Origin of the sequence: Citrobacter sp. 172116965, assembly GCF_013458095.1 — a bacterium.
In the GTDB taxonomy this organism is placed as follows: domain Bacteria; phylum Pseudomonadota; class Gammaproteobacteria; order Enterobacterales; family Enterobacteriaceae; genus Citrobacter; species Citrobacter braakii.
Genome location: NZ_CP046673.1, coordinates 4,330,560 through 4,352,434, shown reverse-complemented (window position 1 = coordinate 4,352,434; position 21,875 = coordinate 4,330,560). Strand labels below are relative to the sequence as shown.

Below are 21,875 nucleotides of genomic sequence, written 5' to 3'. Positions count from 1 at the left end.
CATTAGCGTCAGTAAACCTTGTGACTACAGCCTCTGTACAGCAAAAAAAGTATCTTTTTTTGCCTTAAGAACTTGTTAAGGATTAACTTATTTAATAGTCGTAAACCAAAATGAAAGGGAGACATGACGATGAAAAAATTAGCTGCAATGGTTGCTGTAATGGCACTGTGTTCCGCACCTGTTCTGGCAGCGCAGCAGGGCGGTTTCTCTGGACCGACAACCACCACGCAAAGCCAAAATGGCGGATTTGTCGGCCCGAATGGTAGCAGCGCGACGGTAGAAAGCGCCAAATCACTGCGTGATGACACTTGGGTTACCCTGCGCGGGAACATCGTTGAGCGTATTTCCGACGACCTGTATGTGTTTAAAGATGCGACCGGCACGGTGAATGTGGATATCGACCACAAGCGCTGGAACGGCGTAACCGTCACACCGCAGGATGTGGTTGAAATCCAGGGTGAAGTGGATAAAGACTGGAACTCCGTTGAAATCGACGTGAAACAGATTACCAAAGTTGCCAAATAATCCCCATCAGGGCCGCACTCGTGGCCCTTTTCTTTGTGACTCAACACGCCAGATAGGGTAGTATCTGCGGCAATATTGCCCTTCAATAGAGGGGTACAAAGTTGAGGAACCACGATTAATGAGCGATATGGCAGAGCGCCTGGCGCTGCATGAATTCACGGAAACCGCCTATCTGAACTACTCCATGTACGTCATCATGGACAGGGCGTTGCCGTTTATTGGCGATGGTTTGAAACCCGTTCAGCGTCGCATCGTGTACGCGATGTCCGAACTGGGGCTGAATGCCAGCGCCAAATTTAAAAAATCCGCCCGTACCGTCGGTGACGTACTGGGTAAATACCACCCACACGGCGACATCGCTTGTTATGAAGCGATGGTACTGATGGCGCAGCCGTTCTCTTACCGTTATCCGTTGGTCGACGGGCAGGGGAACTGGGGGGCGCCGGACGATCCGAAATCCTTCGCGGCGATGCGTTATACCGAATCCCGCCTGTCTAAATATGCGGAAGTTCTGCTGGGTGAACTTGGCCAGGGAACGTCGGACTGGGTGCCAAACTTCGACGGCACCATGCAGGAGCCGAAGATGCTGCCTGCGCGTCTGCCAAATATTCTGTTGAACGGCACGACCGGTATTGCCGTTGGTATGGCGACGGACATTCCGCCACACAACCTGCGTGAAGTGGCGAAAGCGGCGATTACCCTGATTGAGCAACCGAAAACGACGCTGGATCAGTTGCTGGACATCGTGCAGGGGCCGGATTACCCGACCGAAGCGGAGATCATTACCTCGCGGTCGGAGATTCGTAAGATTTACGAAAACGGACGTGGCTCCGTACGTATGCGCGCGGTATGGACGAAAGAAGACGGCGCGGTGGTGATTTCCGCACTGCCGCATCAGGTTTCCGGGGCAAAAGTGCTGGAGCAGATCGCCGCTCAAATGCGCAATAAAAAGCTGCCGATGGTAGACGACCTGCGCGACGAATCGGATCACGAAAACCCGACCCGTCTGGTGATTGTCCCGCGCTCCAATCGTGTGGATATGGAGCAGGTGATGAACCACCTGTTTGCCACCACCGATCTGGAAAAAAGCTACCGCATCAATCTGAATATGATCGGTCTTGATGGTCGTCCGGCGGTGAAAAATCTGCTGGAGATCCTCACCGAATGGCTGGCGTTTCGCCGCGATACCGTACGTCGTCGCCTGAACTATCGTCTGGAAAAAGTGCTTAAACGCCTGCATATCCTTGAAGGTTTGCTGGTGGCGTTCCTCAACATTGACGAAGTGATCGAAATTATTCGTCATGAGGATGAACCTAAGCCCGAGCTGATGTCGCGGTTTGGCATTTCTGAAACCCAGGCTGAAGCCATTCTTGAGCTGAAATTGCGCCACCTTGCCAAACTCGAAGAGATGAAAATCCGCGGCGAGCAGGATGAGCTGGCGAAAGAGCGCGATCAGCTGCAAGGCATTCTGGCTTCCGAGCGTAAAATGAGCAACCTGCTGAAGAAAGAGCTGCAGGCTGATGCCGAGGCCTATGGCGACGAACGCCGCTCTCCGCTGCAGGAACGTGAAGAAGCGAAGGCGATGAGCGAGCACGACATGCTGCCGTCAGAGCCAGTGACCATTGTGCTGTCCCAGAGTGGTTGGGTGCGTAGTGCGAAAGGCCATGACATTGATGCGCCGGGATTAAGCTATAAAGCGGGCGACAGCTTTAAGTCTGCGGTGAAGGGTAAGAGCAACCAGCCGGTGGTGTTCGTGGACTCGACCGGACGCAGCTACGCCATCGACCCGATTACGCTGCCGTCGGCGCGTGGACAGGGTGAACCGCTGACCGGGAAGCTCACGCTGCCGCCGGGCGCGACGGTTGAGCACATGCTGATGGAAGGCGACGATCAGAAACTGCTGATGGCATCCGATGCGGGTTACGGTTTTGTCTGCACCTTTAACGACCTGGTAGCTCGTAATCGTGCGGGTAAGGCATTGATTACGCTGCCAGAAAATGCGCGCGTTATGCCGCCGGTTGTGATTGAAGATGAAACCGATATGCTGCTGGCAATCACCCAAGCTGGTCGCATGTTGATGTTCCCGGTAAGCGATTTACCGCAATTGTCAAAAGGCAAAGGGAACAAGATTATCAATATCCCTTCAGCGGAAGCGGCGAAAGGTGAAGATGGCCTGGCGCAGCTCTACGTGCTGCCGCCACAAAGCACGCTGACTATCCACGTTGGTAAGCGCAAAATTAAACTGCGTCCTGAAGAGTTGCAGAAAGTGACCGGCGAGCGTGGCCGTCGCGGTACGCTAATGCGTGGTCTGCAGCGTATCGATCGCATTGACATTGACTCGCCTCGACGCGCCAGTCACGGCGACAGCGAAGAATAACGCTACCGTCCGGCTCTCCCTGTTTTAGCCCGGGGAGAGCCAAGGTTAAAAATTCCCGTGAAACCGTTGTTTATTCGTGCGTTGCGATTAACAATACGCTTTTCCAGAGAGCCGCCCTTAACAAAGCCCTAACCTGATACTGCGTGATGAATCAGGTGACGTAAAATGCCAGGCTCTTAGGCCTCAGAGGTTGTTATGCTATATATTTTTCGTTTAATCATTACTGTTATTTACTGCGTTCTGGTCTGTATTTTCGGTTGCATATACTGTTTGTTCAGCCCACGAAATCCAAAACACGTCGCAACGTTCGGTCATATGTTTGGCCGCCTGGCTCCCCTTTATGGCCTGAAGGTTGAGTGCCGTATGCCGGCAGACGCGCAGAACTATGGTAATGCTATCTATATTTGTAATCATCAGAACAACTATGACATGGTTACCGCTGCGAATATCGTTCAGCCGCCGACGGTGACGGTAGGTAAAAAAAGCCTGTTGTGGATCCCATTCTTCGGGCTGCTGTACTGGTTAACCGGCAACCTGCTGATTGACAGAAACAACCGTACCAAAGCGCACAGCACCATTGCGGCGGTGGTGAATCATTTCAAAAAACGTCGTATTTCTATCTGGATGTTCCCGGAAGGAACGCGCAGCCGTGGTCGCGGTCTGCTGCCGTTTAAAACCGGCGCGTTTCATGCGGCGATTGCGGCGGGTGTCCCGGTTATTCCGGTGTGCGTTTCAACTACCTCGAACAAGATAAAACTCAACCGACTCAATAATGGTCTGGCGATTGTAGAGATGTTGCCACCGGTAGATATTAGCCATTTTGGGAAAGATCAGGTTCGTGAACTGGCAGCGCATTGCCGTACGCTGATGGAACAAAAAATCGCAGAACTCGATAAAGAAGTTGCTGAGCGGGAAGCCGCCGGTAAGGTTTAATCCGCGCAATTCGGGTTTGTTACAGGAAAAGATTTCCTGCGTGTTAATCGCCAGTTTTTCATGGAGTTTATATGTCATTCAGTCGGCGTCAGTTCATTCAGGCATCGGGGATCGCACTGTGTGCAGGTGCTGTTCCGCTGAAGGCTAATGCTGCCGGTCAGCAACAACCGTTACCCGTACCTCCGCTGCTGGAGTCCCGTCGGGGGCAGCCGTTATTTATGACGCTGCAACGCGCCCACTGGTCCTTCACGCAAGGCACGCGCGCACCTGTCTGGGGGATTAACGGTCGCTACCTGGGACCGACGATCCGCGTCTGGAAAGGGGATGACGTCAAACTTATCTACAGCAACCGTCTGACTGAAAATGTCTCGATGACTGTCGCTGGATTACAGGTGCCAGGCCCGCTGATGGGCGGCCCGGCGCGCATGATGTCCCCTAATGCAGACTGGGCACCAGTGCTGCCGATTCGTCAGAATGCCGCTACGCTGTGGTATCACGCCAATACGCCAAATCGTACTGCCCAGCAGGTTTATAACGGTCTTGCCGGAATGTGGCTGATTGAAGATGAAGTGAGTAAATCACTGTCTATTCCCAACCACTACGGCGTGGATGATTTTCCGATCATTATCCAGGACAAGCGTCTGGACAACTTTGGTACGCCGGAATATAGCGAACCCGGCAGCGGTGGTTTTGTCGGTGATACCCTGCTGGTCAACGGGGCGCAAAGCCCATATGTCGAAGTCTCTCGCGGCTGGGTGCGTTTGCGTTTGCTGAACGCTTCAAACTCGCGTCGTTACCAGTTGCAAATGAGCGATGGCCGCGCGCTGCATGTGATTTCCAGCGATCAGGGCTTTTTACCTGCGCCCGTTTCGGTGAAGCAGCTCTCGCTGGCACCTGGCGAGCGCCGTGAGATCCTGGTGGATATGACTAACGGAAATGAGGTCTCTATCACCTGTGGTGAGGCGGCCAGCATTGTCGACAGGATCCGCGGATTCTTTGAGCCTTCCAGTATTCTCATCTCCACGCTGGTATTGACGCTGCGCCCGACCGGCCTCCTGCCGCTGGTGACCGACAGTCTGCCAATGCGCCTGCTGCCAACGGAAATCCTCAGTGGTTCACCGATTCGCAGCCGTGATATCAGTCTGGATGACGATCCCGGCATCAACGGTCAGCTGTGGGACGTCAACCGCATGGATATTACCGCTCAGCAGGGCTCCTGGGAGCGCTGGACGGTACGAGCGGATATGCCTCAGTCTTTCCATATCGAAGGCGTCTCGTTCCTGATCCGTAATGTGAATGGCGCAATGCCGTTCCCGGAAGACCGGGGCTGGAAAGATACCGTCTGGGTCGACGGCCAGGTTGAATTACTGGTCTACTATGGACAACCTTCCTGGGCTCATTTCCCGTTCTACTTTAACAGTCAGACGCTGGAAATGGCGGATCGTGGTTCGATCGGACAGATGTTGGTGAACCCGGCGCCGTAATGCGCCGGAGTTTCCGTTACGCCCGCCAGAACATGCGCGAGAACAGGATCAGAATGGGGTAAATCTCCAGACGCCCCATGATCATGGCCGCGCACATCAGAAGTTTTGCCTCCTCGTTTAAGGTGCCAAACGTCGTTGCGGTGATGCCAAATCCCAGCCCCATGTTATTGATGCAGGCGGCAACGGTGGCGAAAGAGGAGAAGAGATCGTAGCCCATCAGATTGAGCGCCCAGATAAAAAAGCTGGTAAATAAAACGTAGAGAAAGAAAAAGCTCCATACCGAACGCACTACTCGGTCGCTTACCACGTTATTGCCCACTTTGATATTCAGCAGGGCGCGAGGATGCGCGAGCTGGTGTAACTCCTGACGGCATTGCTTGAACATAATCAAAAAACGCAGCACTTTAATCCCCCCGCAGGTCGAGCCGATACAACCGCCGAAGAAACTGGCGCTGAGCAGCATGAATATCGTGTGCGAAGGCCACTGCGCATAATCCGCCGTCGACAGGCCATTATCTGTCAGCATCGAACTGGCCAGAAAAAAGGCATGCACCAGGCTGTCCGTTATCCCGTACATACCCGCCCGCCAGACCTGCCAGGTGGCGATCAAGGTGACAACCAGCGCAATAAGCAGAAAGAAACGCAGCTCGGCATTACGACGAAAGGGCTTAAAGGTACGTTTCACAATAGCTACGTACCAGAGGGTGAAGTTAAACGCAGACAGCAGTGAAAACAGTCCGGCGACTAACTCAATAGCGTGGCTGTTATAAAAGCCGATGCTCTCGCTACGGGTGGAAAATCCGCCGAGAGAGACCGTCGACAGCCCGTGGCATAAGGCATCGAAAAACGACATCCCGGCAACCCAGTAGGCCAGAGTACAAATAAGGCCGAGAATGACGTAGGTCAGCCACAGCGTACGTGCGGTATCAGCAAGCCTTGGCGTGAGGCGTTCTTCTTTAAAGGGACCTGGCATTTCAGACTGATACAGCTTCATACCACCAATACCCAGCAGGGGTAATACCGCTACGGCAAGGACAATAACCCCCAGACCGCCAATAAAATTGAGCTGAGCCCGATAGTACAGATACGATTTCGGCAAGGCGCTGACGTCGTCAATCACCGTAGCGCCAGTGGTGGTTATCCCGGAAACCCCTTCGAACAGGGCATCGGCAAAGGAGAGATTTAAGCCATCGTCCATCCACATCGGCATGGCGCTGATAAACGAAAACAGCAGCCAGAACAGGACGATGATGACAAAGCCATCCCGGGTTCGTAGTTGAATTCCTGCATGTTTGGTTGCCAGCCACGCTCCACCGCCGAGGGTAAAGAACGTCATAAATGTGCTGAAAAAAGCGAAAAAGCTCCGCTCTTTATTTAACAGAGCAATGGTCATCGGCGGCAGCATGGAGAAGCTGTAGAGAAGAACCAGAAATCCGCACAGGTGAACAACTACCCGTAACTGGGAAATATGCAGTGAATCGTTGAGTCGCAATGAAAAATCCCCCGCCGAAAAAGAGTTATCTCAGCTGGCCGGCATGGTGTTAATTATGAATGATAAAAATGGGCGTCGTAAAATTTAACAATTTAAATCACTTTCTACTTGTCTGACTCAGACTCCACTTCATTTCTTGCCGACATACAGCGTATAATCCCCGGCCTTTGATTATTTTTTTACCATTTTTGGAAGCACTATGAGCGCAATATCCCTGATCCAGCCGGACAGAGACCTTTTCTCCTGGCCGCAGTACTGGGCTGCCTGTTTTGGCCCGGCACCATTTTTGCCGATGTCACGCGACGAAATGGACCAACTTGGCTGGGATAGCTGCGACATCATTCTGGTTACCGGCGATGCATACGTCGATCATCCCAGCTTTGGCATGGCAATTTGCGGCCGTATGCTGGAAGCGCAGGGCTTTCGTGTTGGGATTATCGCCCAGCCGGAGTGGAACAACAAAGACGATTTTATGCGTTTGGGTAAACCGAACCTGTTCTTTGGTGTAACCGCGGGCAACATGGATTCGATGATCAACCGTTATACCGCCGATCGCCGACTGCGCCATGACGATGCTTATACGCCAGACAACGTGGCGGGCAAACGCCCGGACCGCGCGACGCTGGTCTATACCCAGCGCTGTAAGGAAGCATGGAAAGATGTGCCGGTTATTCTCGGCGGTATTGAGGCCAGCCTGCGCCGTACCGCGCACTACGACTACTGGTCTGATACCGTTCGTCGCTCCGTGCTGGTGGATTCAAAAGCCGACATGCTGATGTTCGGTAACGGCGAACGTCCGCTGGTGGAAGTGGCGCATCGTCTGGCGATGGGTGAAACTATCGATCAGATCCGCGACGTGCGTAACACCGCGATTATGGTTAAAGAAGCGCTGCCGGGCTGGAGTGGGGTGGATTCCACGCGTCTCGACACGCCGGGCAAAATTGACCCGATCCCGCATCCATACGGCGAGGATCTGCCGTGTGCCGACAACAAACCTGTCGCCCCGAAAAAGCAGGAAGCGAAAGCGGTAACCGTACAGCCGCCGCGCCCGAAACCGTGGGAAAAAACCTACGTGCTGCTGCCGTCCTTCGAAAAAGTGAAGGGCGATAAAGTGCTGTATGCACATGCGTCGCGCATCCTGCACCACGAAACCAACCCAGGCTGTGCGCGTGCGCTGATGCAAAAGCATGGCGATCGCTACATCTGGATCAACCCGCCAGCCATTCCGCTCTCTACCGAAGAAATGGACAGCGTCTTTGCGCTGCCGTACAAGCGCGTGCCGCATCCGGCGTATGGCGACAGCCGCATTCCGGCCTATGAGATGATCCGTTTCTCGATCAACATTATGCGTGGCTGTTTTGGCGGCTGCTCGTTCTGTTCGATCACCGAGCATGAAGGCCGCATTATCCAGAGCCGCTCTGAAGATTCGATCATCAATGAAATCGAAGCTATTCGCGACACCGTTCCGGGCTTTACCGGCGTGATTTCCGATCTCGGCGGCCCAACGGCGAACATGTATATGCTGCGCTGTAAGTCACCGCGTGCGGAGCAAACCTGCCGTCGTTTGTCATGCGTCTACCCGGATATCTGTCCGCATATGGATACCAACCACGAGCCGACGATTAACCTCTATCGCCGTGCGCGTGATTTGAAAGGCATTAAAAAGATCCTTATCGCTTCAGGTGTGCGCTATGACATCGCGGTTGAAGATCCGCGCTATATCAAAGAGCTGGCGACCCACCACGTGGGCGGCTATCTGAAGATTGCGCCAGAGCATACTGAAGAAGGCCCGCTGTCGAAGATGATGAAGCCGGGGATGGGCAGCTACGATCGCTTTAAGGAATTGTTCGACACCTACTCTAAACAGGCCGGTAAAGAGCAGTACCTGATCCCGTACTTTATTTCTGCGCATCCTGGGACGCGTGACGAGGATATGGTGAATCTGGCGCTGTGGCTGAAGCAACGTCGTTTCCGTCTGGATCAGGTGCAGAACTTCTATCCATCACCATTGGCGAACTCCACAACCATGTATTACACCGGGAAAAACCCGCTGGGTAAAATTGGTTACAAGAGTGAAGACGTGGTGGTGCCGAAAGGTGATAAACAGCGTCGTCTGCATAAAGCGCTGCTGCGTTACCACGACCCAGCCAACTGGCCGTTAATCCGCCAGGCGCTGGAAGATATGGGGAAAAAGCATCTGATCGGTGGTCGTCGCGAATGTCTGGTTCCGGCGCCTACGCTGGAAGAGATGCGCGAAGCGCGTCGCCAGAACCGTCATACCCGTCCGGCGTTGACCAAGCACACGCCTGTGGCGCATCAGCGCCAGACGCCTGCCGCGAACAAAAAACGTGGGAAAGTAGCAGGGCGCTAATCTGTCTTGCCCGGGAGTGAAATGTTTACCGGGCCTGAAAGACCGTCGGCCGGATAAGGTGCCATCTGGCAGAAGTGCTCAGTAATTATGCCTCACGAATTCTGGCCGCTAATGCGGCCAGTTTTGCATCATCCGCCCGTTCATGATCGTGTGACAACAGATATCCTTCATATTGCTCGAAAAATTGGTTCTGCTGCGATTCAATCGGCTTCCAGTGGGGCAGATCGCATGGGACTCAATTAGCTGTGCACGTGGTCTACGCCGAAATTCAAATCAGTAAAGGCCCGACGAGAGGTCGGGCAGGAGAGAAGGGGTTAACCGCCGAACTGGTCCGGGTCTGGTCCCAGACGTTTGCCCTGATCGAGCTTTGCGATTTCGCCTAATTCATCTTTATCCAGGCGGAAGTCCCAGACGTTAAAGTTTTCTGCGATACGCGCAGGGGTGACTGATTTCGGAATAACCACCAGGCCGCTATCCAGATGCCAGCGGATGACAATCTGCGCCGGTGATTTGCCATATTTCTCTGCGAGATCGCGAATGATCTTTTGATCAAAGACGTCTTTGCCGCCCTGCGCCAGTGGGCTCCAGGATTCGGTCTGGATTTTATGCGTTGCGTTCCAGGCGTGCAGTTGGCGCTGTTGCATAAGCGGATGAAGTTCTATCTGGTTAATCACCGGTGGTACGCCGGTTTCATCCATCAGTCGCTGGAGATGATTGATCTGAAAGTTACACACGCCGATGCTCTTAATCAGCCCTTCTTTTTGCAGATCGATCATGCTTTCCCACGCTTCAACGTAGTGGTCGATCGCCGGCACTGGCCAGTGCATCAGATAAAGATCGAGGTAATCGAGCTGGAGTTTCTCCATGCTTTCGAGCAAGGCTTCCCGAGGGCGTTTCTGGTCATCATTCCACAGCTTGGTGGTGATGAATAACTCTTCCCGCGGTACGCCCGCATCGCGTATTGCTTTGCCGACACCTTCTTCGTTTTTGTACGCTGCAGCGGTATCAATTGAGCGATACCCCACTTCCAGCGCTTTATGAATGGCGGTGATGACCTCTTCGTTACTTGCCTTCCAGACCCCCAGGCCCAGCTGCGGCATGACGTTACCATCCTGTAGTTTAATAATGGTTGGACCGGTCATAATTCCTCCCCTGAATTGAGTTTACCGAGGCAAGCCCCGGTAAGTTAGGTGTGACTTAAGTCTGGCCTATCCTCGTCATACTTCAAGCTGCATATGCGTTGGCTTTATTACGCGGCCCATCCATGAGCCTCGCCCTTTCAGGTCCGCTGCAAGCAGCGTTCAAATCTGCTCCCGGCAGGTTTGTCGTTTCACCCCCAGTCACTGACTTATGTAAGCTCCTGGGGATTCTCTCCTTTGCCGCCTTTATGCAACTCGAAATATTTAGAATATAAATACCCAAAAATGAAAGGCGGAGGTGAAAAAACCTTAGCGGGCAGCTTCGTAAATCCGACGGCTGACCTCGAGCGTAATGTCCTGATGTTCGCCCAGTTTTGTACCGCCGTGCGCTTGCAGTTTTTCCAGTAGCGCTGGGATGGAGCTACCGTCCAGGCCGTAGTCAGACAGACGAGTCGGTACGCCCATTTGTTCGAAGAAAGCGCGGGTTGCGGCAATAGCGGCGTCGATGCGTTGGTCATCGGAACCTTCAGTGATATTCCAGATACGCTCTGCGTATTGCAACAGTTTGGCACGTTTGGTATCGCGTTTTTCATTCCACAGCGCTGGTAGAACGATAGCCAATGTTTGAGCATGATCCAGACCGTGCATTGCGGTCAGTTCGTGGCCCAGCATATGCGTTGCCCAGTCCTGCGGTACGCCTGCGCCAATCAGGCCGTTCAGCGCCTGGGTTGCCGCCCACATAACGTTCGCACGCACGTTGTAATTTTCCGGCTCCTGCAATGCTTTCGGGCCTTCTTCTACCAGCGTAAGCAGAATACCTTCAGCAAAGCGATCCTGAATTTTCCCGTCAACCGGATAAGTCACATACTGCTCAACGGTATGTACGAAGGCATCTACGACGCCGTTCGCAACTTGACGCGGCGGCAGGGTATAGGTGTAAACCGGATCCAGCACGGCAAATACCGGCTGCACAAATGGGGTCATAAAGGCCAGCTTATCGCCGGTGGTTTTACGCGAAATGACCGCGCCGGAGTTAGATTCAGAGCCGGTTGCTGGCAGGGTTAATACGGAGCCCATCGGGATAGCGCTTGTTACGTCGTTGCCGTGGGTTTCCAGAATGCGCCATGGATCGATGCCGTCAACGTATTGTGCCGCTGCCGCGATGAATTTGGTGCCATCCAGCACCGAACCGCCGCCTACCGCCAGCAGGAACGTCACTTTCTCATCACGCACGATTTTTACCGCGTTCATCAGCGTTTCATAAGACGGGTTCGGCTCAATACCGCCAAACTCCAGCACGTCCAGGCCTTTCAGCGCATCCTGAACCTGTGCCAGGACACCGGTTTTTTTCACGCTACCGCCGCCATAGGTAACCAATACGCGAGCATCCTGAGGGATTTGATCGCGCAGCTCAGCAATCGCACCTTTACCAAACAGAATGCGGGTTGGGGTATGGAGATTAAAGTTGTTCATTGCTCGTTCCCTTATGTGGGTAAAAAAGAGGGCAGGAGAGTGTCTGCCGGATGATGAACATTGTGGTCGTCAGCCGCGCTGCTCTCAATGCTCATTTCTGCCGATGTCTTGCCCATTTCTACAGACTGCTGGAGAAAACGGATAAATCTGCGCATTATGTCAGGGTTGCAAACCGATGATGAAATGGTGCTCTATGAACCGTGATGAGATCTGCCTCCTGCTGACAGATAAAATTAAGCAGCTGAAAAACAATGAAAATAAACTCAGCGAACTGCTGCCAGATGTCCGCCTGCTGCACGGCACTGAGCCGGCAGCGCGTACACCGGTAATGTATCAGCCAGGAATCATATTTCTCTTTTCGGGACATAAAATTGGTTATATCAATGAACGTGTATTTCGTTATGACGCCAACGAATACCTGTTGCTAACCGTACCGCTACCCTTTGAATGTGAAACGTATGCAACGCCGGAGGTTCCCCTGGCCGGTATCTACCTGAATGTCGATATTCTGCAATTGCAGGAGCTGTTGATGGACATTGGGGAAGATGAGCTGTTCCAGCCCGCCATGGCGGCCAGCGGGATCAACTCCGCGACGCTTTCTGACGAAATACTGTGCGCCGCTGAGCGCCTGCTGGATGTGATGGAGCGACCGCTGGATGCGCGTATTCTGGGGAAACAGATTATTCGCGAGATCCTCTACCATGTGCTGACCGGGCCGCGCGGCGGCGCATTACTGGCGCTGGTTAGCCGCCAGACGCATTTCAGTTTGATAAGCCGGGTGCTAAAGCGCATTGAAACCAAATACACCGAAAATCTCAATGTCGAACAGCTGGCGGCAGAAGCGAACATGAGCGTGTCGGCGTTTCATCATAATTTTAAAGCGGTGACCAGCACGTCGCCGCTGCAATACCTGAAGAGTTATCGTCTGCATAAAGCACGGATGATGATGATCCACGACGGGATGAAGGCCAGTGCGGCTGCCATGCGCGTCGGCTATGAGAGCGCATCGCAATTCAGTCGGGAATTCAAACGTTTCTTTGGCGTAACGCCGGGGGAGGATGCGGCCAGAATTCGAATGATGCAGGGGAGTTAAACTTGCTCAGCGCTGGCCTGATAAGCGAAACGTCATCAGGCGAAAATGCCGGGGGAACCCCGGCCTACGGTTAATACTCAGGCGCTACAGTATTTTTTTTTAATCACGACAAACAGGGTTCCCAACAGACCCGCGGTTAACAGGGCAATCGGCAGGATCATTAAAAAGGTCATCACCTGATCTTCATGGCGTTTGACGAACGGGATCATGCTCAGCGCATAGCCAAAGCCGGTGACGACGGTGACCCACAGCAGACCGCTCAGCCAGTTAAAAAACTGGAACCGACGGTTTGGCAGACCCGAAATTCCCGCCATTGTTGGCAGCAAGGTACGAACGAATGCCAGGAAACGCCCAGCCAGCAGTGCCATCAGCCCGTGTTGGTCAAACATGCAGGTAGCGCGCTGATGATATTTATCAGGTAATTGCGCCAGCCAGCCTTTTACCGTCCGCGTGTTGCCCAGCCAGCGTCCCTGAATGTAGCTCAGCCAGCAGCCCAGACTGGCTGCGGCAGTCAGAATAGCTATGGTAGGTATAAAACTCATCACGTCCTGAGCGATCAGCGCCCCTGCCAGCAATAACAGGCTGTCTCCGGGTAAAAAGGAGGCAGGCAGCAGGCCATTTTCTAAAAACAGTGTGGCGAACATTACGAAGTACACCACGCTCACAACGTGCGGATCCGCCAACGCGGCAAAATCGTGTTGCCAAAGCGCGGAGACAATATCTTGAATGACTACCATGGACTTTCCTGTGGAACAGCGTTTATGTGTGGATTGTACTCCTGAATTGTCCGGGATGCCTTGATCCCGGACGCAACAATTGCAGACTTTTCCACCAGAAGTGTCTGCATATATGTCCATCTATGGCAATTTTACTCGATTCGGGCAAATCCTGCGGCCAAATCGGCAATCAGATCGTCAACATTCTCTAAACCGATATGCAAACGGATGAGCGTTCCACTGAAGTCCACCTCGCCTTGCGGACGGATTGCCGCAATGTGTTCCGGCTGATTAGCGAGAATCAGCGACTCAAATCCGCCCCAGGAGTAGGCCATGCTGAACAGACTGAAGTGGTCCAGATACGCGGCCAGCTCTTCATGATTTAGTTTCTTATTCAATACAAATGAGAACAGTCCGCTGCTGCCGGTGAAATCACGCTTCCAGAATTCGTGGCCTTTACTGCCGGGCAGCGCGGGGTGGTTCACGCGGGCGACCTGCGGATGGCTGGCCAGCCACTCGGCGACCTTTAAGCTGCTTTCATGATGTTGGCGCAGGCGAACGCTTAGCGTACGCAGTCCGCGGCTGGTCATATAGGCGGTATCGGCGTCCAGCATTTGCCCCATCAGATAGGCATTTTCGCGCAGTTGATCCCAGCAACGGGCATTAGCTACCGCAGTGCCGACCATGGCGTCGGAATGGCCAATCAGATATTTGGTACCAGCCTGAATAGAAATGTCGATGCCAAAATCCAGTGCTTTGAACAGCACCCCGGCAGCCCAGGTGTTATCAATTATGATGATCGCATCCGGCGCGACGCTTCTGACGGCGGCAACAATAGCAGGGACATCATGTACTTCCATGGTGACAGAGCCGGGAGATTCCAGAAATACGACTTTAGTGTTCGGCTGTATGTGCTTCACAATATCGGCACCAACCAGCGGATCGAACCATCCGGTGGACACGCCGAGTTTGCCGAGAATTTTGGTGCAGAAATCCTGGCTGGGTTCATAGGCGGTGTTGGTCATCAGCACATGATCCCCTTGTTCCACAAAGGCTAGGATGGTGTTGGCAACGGCCGCCGCGCCGCAGGGGAACAACGCGCAACCCGCGCCGCCTTCCAGTTCACACATTGCCTCCTGCAGGGAAAAATGCGTCAAGGTTCCGCGACGTCCATAGAAAAGCGCACCGTTAGCACGGTTGTGCGTAGCCTGCTTTTTGGCCTCTACGGTGTCAAACACTAGCGAAGAAGCTCGCTGGATCACGCTATTTACCGCGCCCAGCGTGTACTTTTTACTGCGTCCTGCGTGAACGAGTTTGGTTTCAAGTTGCTTATCTGCCATGTCGTCTTACCTGTTTTTATACGTCTGGATGTCTAAACTACCATGAATCAAAGATGACGCATCCTGCAGAACGGTCATACAGTAGAAAATAATCTCAAAATGCTTCTGGTGACTTTTTTACTGCGTAAGCGCAAGGAAAAGAAACCAAAGGTGCGGCAATATGTAAATAGTAATGAGAACGACTATCAATTCGACGTCGTTTTGATATCATTACGCTCAGATTTTGTGATTTGCGTCCTGGAGATACAGAGTGGGTAATAATTTGATGCAGACGGATCTTTCCGTCTGGGGTATGTATCAGCACGCCGATATCGTGGTTAAGTGCGTGATGATTGGGCTGATTTTGGCATCAGTGGTCACCTGGGCTATCTTCTTTAGTAAGAGCCTTGAGTTCTTTACTCAGAAACGCCGCCTTAAGCGTGAACAGCAACTGCTGGCGGACGCCCGCTCTTTAGACCAGGCAAATGAGATTGCTGCAGGATTTGATGGCAAAAGCCTGGGCGCACAGTTGATTTACGAAGCGCAGAACGAACTGGAATTGTCAGAAGGCAGCGACGACAACGAAGGTATTAAAGAGCGTACCGGCTTCCGTCTGGAGCGTCGTGTGGCGGCGGTAGGTCGTCATATGGGACGTGGTAACGGCTACCTGGCCACCATCGGGGCTATCTCTCCATTTGTGGGTCTGTTCGGTACCGTATGGGGCATCATGAATAGCTTCATCGGGATTGCACAAACCCAAACGACCAACCTGGCCGTTGTTGCGCCGGGTATCGCAGAAGCACTGTTAGCGACGGCGATCGGTCTGGTCGCGGCAATTCCTGCGGTCGTTATCTACAACATTTTCGCACGTCAGATTGGCAGCTATAAAGCGATGCTGGGCGATGTCGCGGCACAGGTACTGTTGCTGCAAAGTCGCGATCTGGACCTGAACGCTAGCGCTTCTGCCCATCCGGTACGTGCTGCGCAGAAATTACGTGTAGGATAATGTTCCATGGCAATGAGCTTTAATGAAAACCTGGACGATAACGGTGAAATGCATGAAATCAACGTGACGCCGTTTATCGATGTTATGTTGGTTTTATTGATCATCTTTATGGTGGCCGCACCGTTGGCAACGGTGGATGTGAAGGTGAATCTCCCGGCTTCCACCAGCACGCCGCAGCCGCGTCCGGAAAAACCGGTTTACCTGTCTGTTAAAGCCGATAAGAGTATGTTTATTGGCAACAATCAGGTGACGGATGACACCATGATTAGCGAATTAAATACGCTGACCGATGGGAAGAAAGACACCACGATTTTCTTCCGTGCGGATAAAACCGTCGATTATGAAACCATGATGAAAGTTATGGATACGCTGCATCAGGCGGGTTTCCTGAAGATTGGTCTGGTCGGTGAAGAGACCGTGAAAGCGAAGTAATCCTGATTGCCGGGTAATGGTTGTTGCCTTACCCGGCCTTCCTCTCCTGATTTAACTCTCCCCACACGCCCTTATCTGTCCTCATCCAGTGCGACTGCCGTTATCCTGGTGGGTTCGTAGTTCCCTTCAGACAGTTTACGCGTCAGGCGTAAGGTGGCTGTTTCTCGCTTGAGTATATGCTGGTATGTGCTCTCCAGCCGGGCCATGATTTTGTCCCGTAGTTCTGGTTGCTGCTCCATAATGGCTTCAATCGCGGCGCCATAGATCTCTTCTTTAGCCTGCAGCGCATAAATTTCGCGACGATTTTGCCATTTCATCCGCACCAGCGCGGCGGGAATAGAGACCATCTCCTGGGCAACGCTTTCCAACGTCGCATTTTTATTGGCAATCAATACGGCCAAATTTTGCTTTAAGACAAACTCATCGCTTTTATGGTCATCTAAAGCCAAATAAACATTATTATCCTCAACATCTTTCATTTTATTTCTCTTCCAGAGAATAAAAAATAGGATCGCTGGTCTCACGCGTAATTAAATTAAGCCAAATTTTATTGCCCTGTTCATTTACGCTGGCTGTTTTTGTCGATAAAATTTTACTTAATTCTTGAGCGTTAATGTCGCCTTCCGCTTGTAGTGAATTGAGCAGGCGAGTGAAGGACTCAATTTTTGCGGCACGAAACAGGCGCTCTTTTAAATGGCGATCGCACTCTTCAAATAACATATTGCGCGCCTGGCCGTTAGCGGTAGAGCTAATCAAAATATCGGGTTCGTAATCGCTTAATGTTCTCTTTCCCTGAGTCAAATTTTCACTATTATCTGTGGAACTGGTATTAGTAGATGAGCTGGATAAGTGAAAACGCGAGGGAACAAGATGCTCGGGAAGCATGTTGAAATATCCTTTGATGCCAATGATATGTTGTTCTAAATAAACCAGGCTGCGTTGACAATAGCATGGCGTAATTTTAAAATCAAAAAAAATGGAGCCAGTATATGAACAGTATATTTTATTCTGTTATTACCCTGCTATTGCTTACCTGCGGGGTACTTTTGTTGATGCGCAGTGCAAATAAAAACCGATATGCAGAAAATGGGCACTCTGAAAACCAGCCGGAAATGCTGAGTAAAGAAGAGGGGGAAGATCATTTTTCGGTACTGATGAATTCGATTACCCCAGTATGGTATTGGCGCGTTAATCACGAATATATCGATTTTATCCACTCAACGATCAAGCGGATGACAATGGTGGAGCTAAATGAGACGCCAGGGCTATTTGATGCACAGCGGCGTTGTAGCGATCTCAACTCTGCGGTGTATAAATATTACGACAATATAAAAAAGCGCTGTCTGAGCGGTGAGAAAGTCCCGCATGCCGATCTGGATGTGCTTAACTTACGCCAGTGCTTCAGGGAGTTCAGTCTGGAGGCTTATCCTGCGCTTGTCGCGCTGGTGTGGCCGGAATTTCAACGTCCAGAGATCAAAGCGGAAGAGGTGTGAAGGGATTGGCTGGCCCTGTTACGTGCCGTGGAGGCTAACACTGCTTCCCGGCACAGAGTTACAAACGGCTATTTGTCAGATGAGGCCTGCCACAGGTTCAGTTTACCATCCGCGACATGCTTATCGATCTGCGCCAGTTCTTCGGCGCTGAACGTCAGGTTAGCCAACGCCTGAACGTTCTCCTCCAGTTGCTCCGGTCGGCTGGCGCCAATTAATACCGACGTCACCCGGTTGTCTTTCAGCAGCCAGCTTAAGGCCATTTGCGCCATCGACTGTCCGCGCTGTTGCGCCATCTCATTGAGCAAACGCAGGCTGTTAAGGTTTTCTTCCGTCAGCATATTTTCCGTCAGCCCACGAACTTTTTTCCCTTCACGCTGCATGCGTGAACCTTCCGGAATGCCGTTGAGGTATTTCCCCGTCAGCAGCCCCTGGGCCAGCGGCGTAAATGCGATGCAGCCCATGCCGTTGGATTCCAGCGTATCCAGCAGACCGCTGCTGTCTACCCAACGGTTAAGCAGGTTGTAAGAAGGCTGGTGGATCAGCAGCGGAATTTTCCATTCCCGCATCAGCTCGGCCATTTTCTGCGTACGCTCCGGAGAATAGGATGAGATGCCGACATACAGCGCTTTACCGCTTTGCACCGCATGGGCCAGCGCTGAGGCGGTCTCTTCCATTGGCGTATTTTCGTCAACGCGGTGCGAGTAGAAGATATCGACATAGTCGAGGCCCATGCGTTTCAGGCTCTGGTCGAGGCTGGCGAGCAGGTATTTGCGCGAACCGCCAGAACCGTATGGCCCTGGCCACATGTCATAGCCTGCCTTGGTGGAGATGATCAGTTCATCACGATAGTGTGCAAAATCCTCGCGCAATAATCGGCCAAAATTCTCTTCTGCGCTGCCCGGAGGCGGCCCGTAGTTATTGGCTAAATCAAAATGCGTGATGCCTAAATCAAATGCTTTACGCAGCAGAGCGCGCTGTGAATCCAGCGCCTGAGCGTGCCCAAAACTGTGCCACAAACCCAGCGATAGTGCGGGTAAACGTAAACCGCTGCGCCCGCAGTAGCGATAGAGCATCTGCTCGTAACGTTCAGGATTGGCAAACCAGTCCATGAGATCTCCTTAGTGCAGGTGAATTTCGAAACAACGTTTCTATTCTAGCGGGTTCATGATGAATATCCCGTTCACCAGGTCACACTGGAATGAAAAACTGGGCAAAAACAGACCACTGTGCTTTGCTTAAAAAAACATCGATCCGGAGTGCTGCCATGTCGCGTCTAACTGCCAAAGACTTTCCGCAAGAATTGCTCGACTACTATGACTATTACGCTCATGGCAAAATAACGAAACGCGAGTTTCTCAATCTTGCTGCGAAATATGCAGTCGGTGGTATGACGGCGCTGGCATTATTCAATGTGTTGAAACCCAATTATGCCCTCGCAACGCAGGTGGAGTTCACCGATCCTGATATCCTGGCGGAATACATGACTTACCCTTCACCTGAAGGGCATGGTGATGTGCGTGGGTATCTGGTCAAACCTGCGAAAGCGACGGGGAAAGTTCCGGCGGTAGTGGTGGTGCATGAGAATCGTGGGCTGAATCCGTATATTGAGGATGTGGCACGGCGGGTGGCAAAGGCGGGCTATATTGCGCTCGCGCCTGATGGCTTAAGTTCAGTAGGGGGCTATCCTGGCAATGATGATAAAGGTCGGGAGTTGCAGCAGCAGGTTGACCCGGTAAAGCTGATGAACGACTTTTTTGCCGCCATTGAATTTATGCAGCGTTATTCAGGCGCGACGGGAAAGGTGGGTATCACCGGATTTTGCTACGGTGGCGGCGTATCGAATGCCGCAGCCGTTGCTTTTCCTGAACTGGCCTGCGCAGTGCCTTTTTATGGGCGTCAGGTTCCTGCATCAGATGTCCCTAAAATAAAAGCGCCTTTATTACTGCACTATGCGCAATTAGATACCCGAATTAATGAGGGATGGCCCGCCTATGAAGCGGCGCTCAAAGCCAATAAGAAAGTCTATGAGGCATATATCTATCCCGGCGTTAATCATGGTTTTCATAATGACTCCACACCGCGTTATGATAATGCTGCCGCTGATTTGGCCTGGGAGCGTACTCTTGCATGGTTTAACAAATATTTACGATAGAAAACAAGGGATTATTTAATGCTTCAGGTTAATTATCTGAATAATAATGCTAGCTAATTTCATTAGCATTCATGTTGATATAGTGTAAATAATATTGGATGCACTTAAGAAAGTAAAAAAATAAAGAATGCATTATATCTTCTCTGTTGCCTGCCGATAACAAGGATAAGTATCGCCTGATGGCGAATTCCTCATCAACGGCAAGGAAATTATTATGCGTTTGCTGAAAAACTTCACTATTCGTATTGTCATGTTGGCAATACTGGGACTTTTTTGCCTGCTCTGGTCGGGCGTGGGTTTATTCAGTCTTCATTCTTTATCAAAAATATCTGAAGGCAATGATATTGACCGTCATCTTGTCCATCAGATGACGGTCCTCAGTCAGGGGAACGATCAGTATTTTCGCTTCGTAACGCGCTTAAGTCGCGCCATGGATGTCAAAATGAGCGGCGGAACGCCTGATTTTGCACCAGCGCAGCAGTCCCTGGAGAATATGAGCAAAAAACTCCAGGAGATGAAAACGTTGTCTCCGGGGCCTATGGATCCGGACGTTGCCGCGGCGGTACTGACGAAGTGGCAGGCGCTGCTGGATAACGGGGTGATTCCGCAAATGCAACTGGCGCAGCAGGGCACGCTTACGGCCTTTGCGGAGCATGCCAGCACCGTTACGCCAGCGCTAAGCCGTGAATTTGGCGCCAGTGCCGAACGTTTTAACGCCACGGCAGGTGAGCGGCTTGATACCACGCGTGTCATGGTCGATGGCAAAACGTCTATCATCCGGACGCTAATTATTACCGCCGTGATCCTCGGTATTGCTCTCCTGTTCTTCACAGATCGTTACCTCGTCGCCATGATGGTGAAACCCCTGGGACGTATCCGCCAGCAGTTCCAGCAGATTGCTCAGGGCGATCTCAGCCATCCAATCGAAGATTTTGGCCGTAACTGCGTGGGCCAACTGGTGCCGTTATTGTGCGCGATGCAGGACAGCCTGCGCGAAGCCGTCAGTACAATTCGCTCAGGTAGTGACAACATCTGGCGAGGGGCTACGGAAATTTCCACCGGCAATAACGATCTCTCATCGCGTACTGAGGAGCAGGCTGCGGCGCTGGAAGAGACCGCTGCCAGCATGGAGCAACTGACCGCAACGGTAAAACTGAACGCCGAAAACGCGCGTGAAGCCAGCCAGCTTGCCGATACGGCGACAGAGACGGCAGGTAAAGGGAGCAGCCTGGTTTCAGAAGTGGTTGAGACGATGGACGGCATTGCCGCCAGCTCTAAACAGATCGCGGAAATTACGTCGGTTATTAATAGCATTGCCTTCCAGACCAATATTCTGGCGCTGAACGCGGCAGTTGAAGCTGCCAGAGCAGGTGAGCAGGGGCGTGGTTTTGCCGTTGTTGCCGGTGAGGTGCGTAACCTTGCCAGCCGTAGCGCCGGGGCGGCGAAAGAGATTGAGACGCTGATTGGCGAATCGTCGCGTCGCGTCGATCAGGGCGCTCGACTGGTTAAAGAGACGGGATTAACCATGGAGGCGATTCTGCGCGGAGCCACCGAAGTGACCGTTATCATGAAGCAAATTGCTTCTGCCTCAGAAGAACAGAATAAGGGCATTTCGCAGGTGAGCGTGGCGATCACGCAGATGGACAGCGTAACGCAACAGAACGCCGCGCTGGTAGAGCAAGTTTCCGCCGCAGCTGTGGCGCTTGAACGGCAAACGGAAGAGCTGCAACGCTCGGTACAACAGTTCCGCCTTTCAGCAAACGATGTGCAGTACGCCGCCGCCAGTACCGCTTCCCCTTCAGCAGACAGCAAAACGTCTGCAGCCGCTAAAAAGGATGAATGGGTGTCCTTTTAAGCGGACATAAAAAAG

The 21,875-nt window shown here is 52.3% G+C and carries 19 protein-coding genes and 1 pseudogene; 11 read left to right on the top strand and 9 right to left on the bottom strand.

All coding sequences use genetic code 11. The annotated features are described in order from the left end of the window. The first annotated feature begins 129 nt into the window (after positions 1 to 129). From GPJ68_RS21135 to ftsP, 4 genes are all read left to right on the top strand, one after another. Entirely contained in the window at positions 130 to 525 is a 396-nt protein-coding gene (locus GPJ68_RS21135) for a YgiW/YdeI family stress tolerance OB fold protein (RefSeq protein ID WP_016154511.1), read from the top strand. 118 nt (positions 526 to 643) lie between these two features. Continuing rightward, on the top strand, positions 644 to 2,902 hold the full coding sequence (gene parC, locus GPJ68_RS21130) for a DNA topoisomerase IV subunit A (RefSeq protein WP_180836977.1): 2,259 nt from the start codon (positions 644 to 646) through the stop codon (positions 2,900 to 2,902). Positions 2,903 to 3,097: 195 nt separating this feature from the next. Then, positions 3,098 to 3,835 carry a 1-acylglycerol-3-phosphate O-acyltransferase gene (plsC, locus tag GPJ68_RS21125; protein ID WP_016154509.1) on the top strand — a complete coding sequence of 246 codons (738 nt, stop codon included), beginning with the start codon at positions 3,098 to 3,100 and terminating at the stop codon, positions 3,833 to 3,835. Positions 3,836 to 3,906: 71 nt separating this feature from the next. After that, positions 3,907 to 5,319, top strand: a complete 1,413-nt coding sequence (ftsP, locus tag GPJ68_RS21120) for a cell division protein FtsP (RefSeq protein WP_016154508.1) — start codon at positions 3,907 to 3,909, stop codon at positions 5,317 to 5,319. A gap of 16 nt (positions 5,320 to 5,335) precedes the next feature. Here the strand turns inward: ftsP and GPJ68_RS21115 are convergent, their stop codons facing one another. Then, on the bottom strand, positions 5,336 to 6,811 hold the full coding sequence (locus GPJ68_RS21115) for a TrkH family potassium uptake protein (protein WP_080859500.1): 1,476 nt from the start codon (positions 6,809 to 6,811) through the stop codon (positions 5,336 to 5,338). A 199-nt stretch (positions 6,812 to 7,010) separates the two neighbouring features. On the opposite strand from GPJ68_RS21115, the gene GPJ68_RS21110 reads away from it, so the two are divergent. Further along, positions 7,011 to 9,182 (top strand): YgiQ family radical SAM protein, encoded by a 2,172-nt coding sequence (locus GPJ68_RS21110; protein WP_003024532.1) that lies wholly within the window; start codon positions 7,011 to 7,013, stop codon positions 9,180 to 9,182. A gap of 85 nt (positions 9,183 to 9,267) precedes the next feature. On the opposite strand, the pseudogene GPJ68_RS21105 reads toward GPJ68_RS21110, so the two are convergent. From GPJ68_RS21105 to yqhD, 3 genes and pseudogenes are all read right to left on the bottom strand, one after another. After that, a pseudogene (locus GPJ68_RS21105) lies at positions 9,268 to 9,448 on the bottom strand (hypothetical protein); the annotation flags it as partial. 48 nt (positions 9,449 to 9,496) lie between these two features. Then, positions 9,497 to 10,324: a 2,5-didehydrogluconate reductase DkgA gene (dkgA, locus tag GPJ68_RS21100; RefSeq protein WP_016154506.1), complete on the bottom strand. Its 828-nt coding sequence runs from the start codon at positions 10,322 to 10,324 to the stop codon at positions 9,497 to 9,499. 306 nt (positions 10,325 to 10,630) lie between these two features. Then, on the bottom strand, positions 10,631 to 11,794 hold the full coding sequence (gene yqhD / locus GPJ68_RS21095; RefSeq protein WP_104651870.1) for an alcohol dehydrogenase: 1,164 nt from the start codon (positions 11,792 to 11,794) through the stop codon (positions 10,631 to 10,633). A gap of 193 nt (positions 11,795 to 11,987) precedes the next feature. On the opposite strand from yqhD, the gene GPJ68_RS21090 reads away from it, so the two are divergent. Continuing rightward, a complete protein-coding gene (locus GPJ68_RS21090; RefSeq protein WP_029139662.1) occupies positions 11,988 to 12,887 on the top strand; it encodes an AraC family transcriptional regulator in 900 nt (299 codons plus the stop codon). Positions 12,888 to 12,964: 77 nt separating this feature from the next. On the opposite strand, the gene yghB is transcribed toward GPJ68_RS21090, so the two are convergent. Beyond that, positions 12,965 to 13,624, bottom strand: coding sequence for a DedA family general envelope maintenance protein YghB (gene yghB / locus GPJ68_RS21085; RefSeq protein ID WP_016154504.1), 660 nt, complete (start codon positions 13,622 to 13,624; stop codon positions 12,965 to 12,967). 131 nt (positions 13,625 to 13,755) lie between these two features. Continuing rightward, the gene (metC, locus tag GPJ68_RS21080) at positions 13,756 to 14,943 is read right to left on the bottom strand and encodes a cystathionine beta-lyase (protein ID WP_016157474.1); all 1,188 of its coding nucleotides are present in this window, start codon (positions 14,941 to 14,943) and stop codon (positions 13,756 to 13,758) included. 250 nt (positions 14,944 to 15,193) lie between these two features. Between metC and exbB the strand changes: the two genes are divergently transcribed. Beyond that, entirely contained in the window at positions 15,194 to 15,928 is a 735-nt protein-coding gene (gene exbB / locus GPJ68_RS21075; protein ID WP_016154502.1) for a tol-pal system-associated acyl-CoA thioesterase, read from the top strand. A gap of 6 nt (positions 15,929 to 15,934) precedes the next feature. Continuing rightward, a complete protein-coding gene (gene exbD / locus GPJ68_RS21070; RefSeq protein ID WP_016154501.1) occupies positions 15,935 to 16,360 on the top strand; it encodes a TonB system transport protein ExbD in 426 nt (141 codons plus the stop codon). A 71-nt stretch (positions 16,361 to 16,431) separates the two neighbouring features. Here exbD and GPJ68_RS21065 read toward each other — a convergent pair whose 3' ends face one another. Then, on the bottom strand, positions 16,432 to 16,839 hold the full coding sequence (locus tag GPJ68_RS21065; RefSeq protein ID WP_016154500.1) for a hypothetical protein: 408 nt from the start codon (positions 16,837 to 16,839) through the stop codon (positions 16,432 to 16,434). Position 16,840: 1 nt separating this feature from the next. After that, positions 16,841 to 17,245: a hypothetical protein gene (locus GPJ68_RS21060; RefSeq protein WP_016154499.1), complete on the bottom strand. Its 405-nt coding sequence runs from the start codon at positions 17,243 to 17,245 to the stop codon at positions 16,841 to 16,843. A gap of 104 nt (positions 17,246 to 17,349) precedes the next feature. On the opposite strand from GPJ68_RS21060, the gene GPJ68_RS21055 reads away from it, so the two are divergent. Then, positions 17,350 to 17,853: an ESA_00282 family adhesion-associated protein gene (locus GPJ68_RS21055; RefSeq protein WP_016154498.1), complete on the top strand. Its 504-nt coding sequence runs from the start codon at positions 17,350 to 17,352 to the stop codon at positions 17,851 to 17,853. A 68-nt stretch (positions 17,854 to 17,921) separates the two neighbouring features. Here the strand turns inward: GPJ68_RS21055 and GPJ68_RS21050 are convergent, their stop codons facing one another. After that, positions 17,922 to 18,962 carry an aldo/keto reductase gene (locus tag GPJ68_RS21050; RefSeq protein WP_180836975.1) on the bottom strand — a complete coding sequence of 347 codons (1,041 nt, stop codon included), beginning with the start codon at positions 18,960 to 18,962 and terminating at the stop codon, positions 17,922 to 17,924. Between the two features lie 155 nt (positions 18,963 to 19,117). Here GPJ68_RS21050 and yghX point away from each other — a divergent pair, with 155 nt between their 5' ends. Together yghX and GPJ68_RS21040 are read left to right on the top strand one after the other, a co-directional pair. Beyond that, positions 19,118 to 20,005: a YghX family hydrolase gene (gene yghX / locus GPJ68_RS21045; protein WP_049268743.1), complete on the top strand. Its 888-nt coding sequence runs from the start codon at positions 19,118 to 19,120 to the stop codon at positions 20,003 to 20,005. Between the two features lie 214 nt (positions 20,006 to 20,219). Further along, a complete protein-coding gene (locus GPJ68_RS21040) occupies positions 20,220 to 21,860 on the top strand; it encodes a methyl-accepting chemotaxis protein (RefSeq protein ID WP_047414033.1) in 1,641 nt (546 codons plus the stop codon). The last annotated feature ends 15 nt before the right edge of the window (positions 21,861 to 21,875 follow it).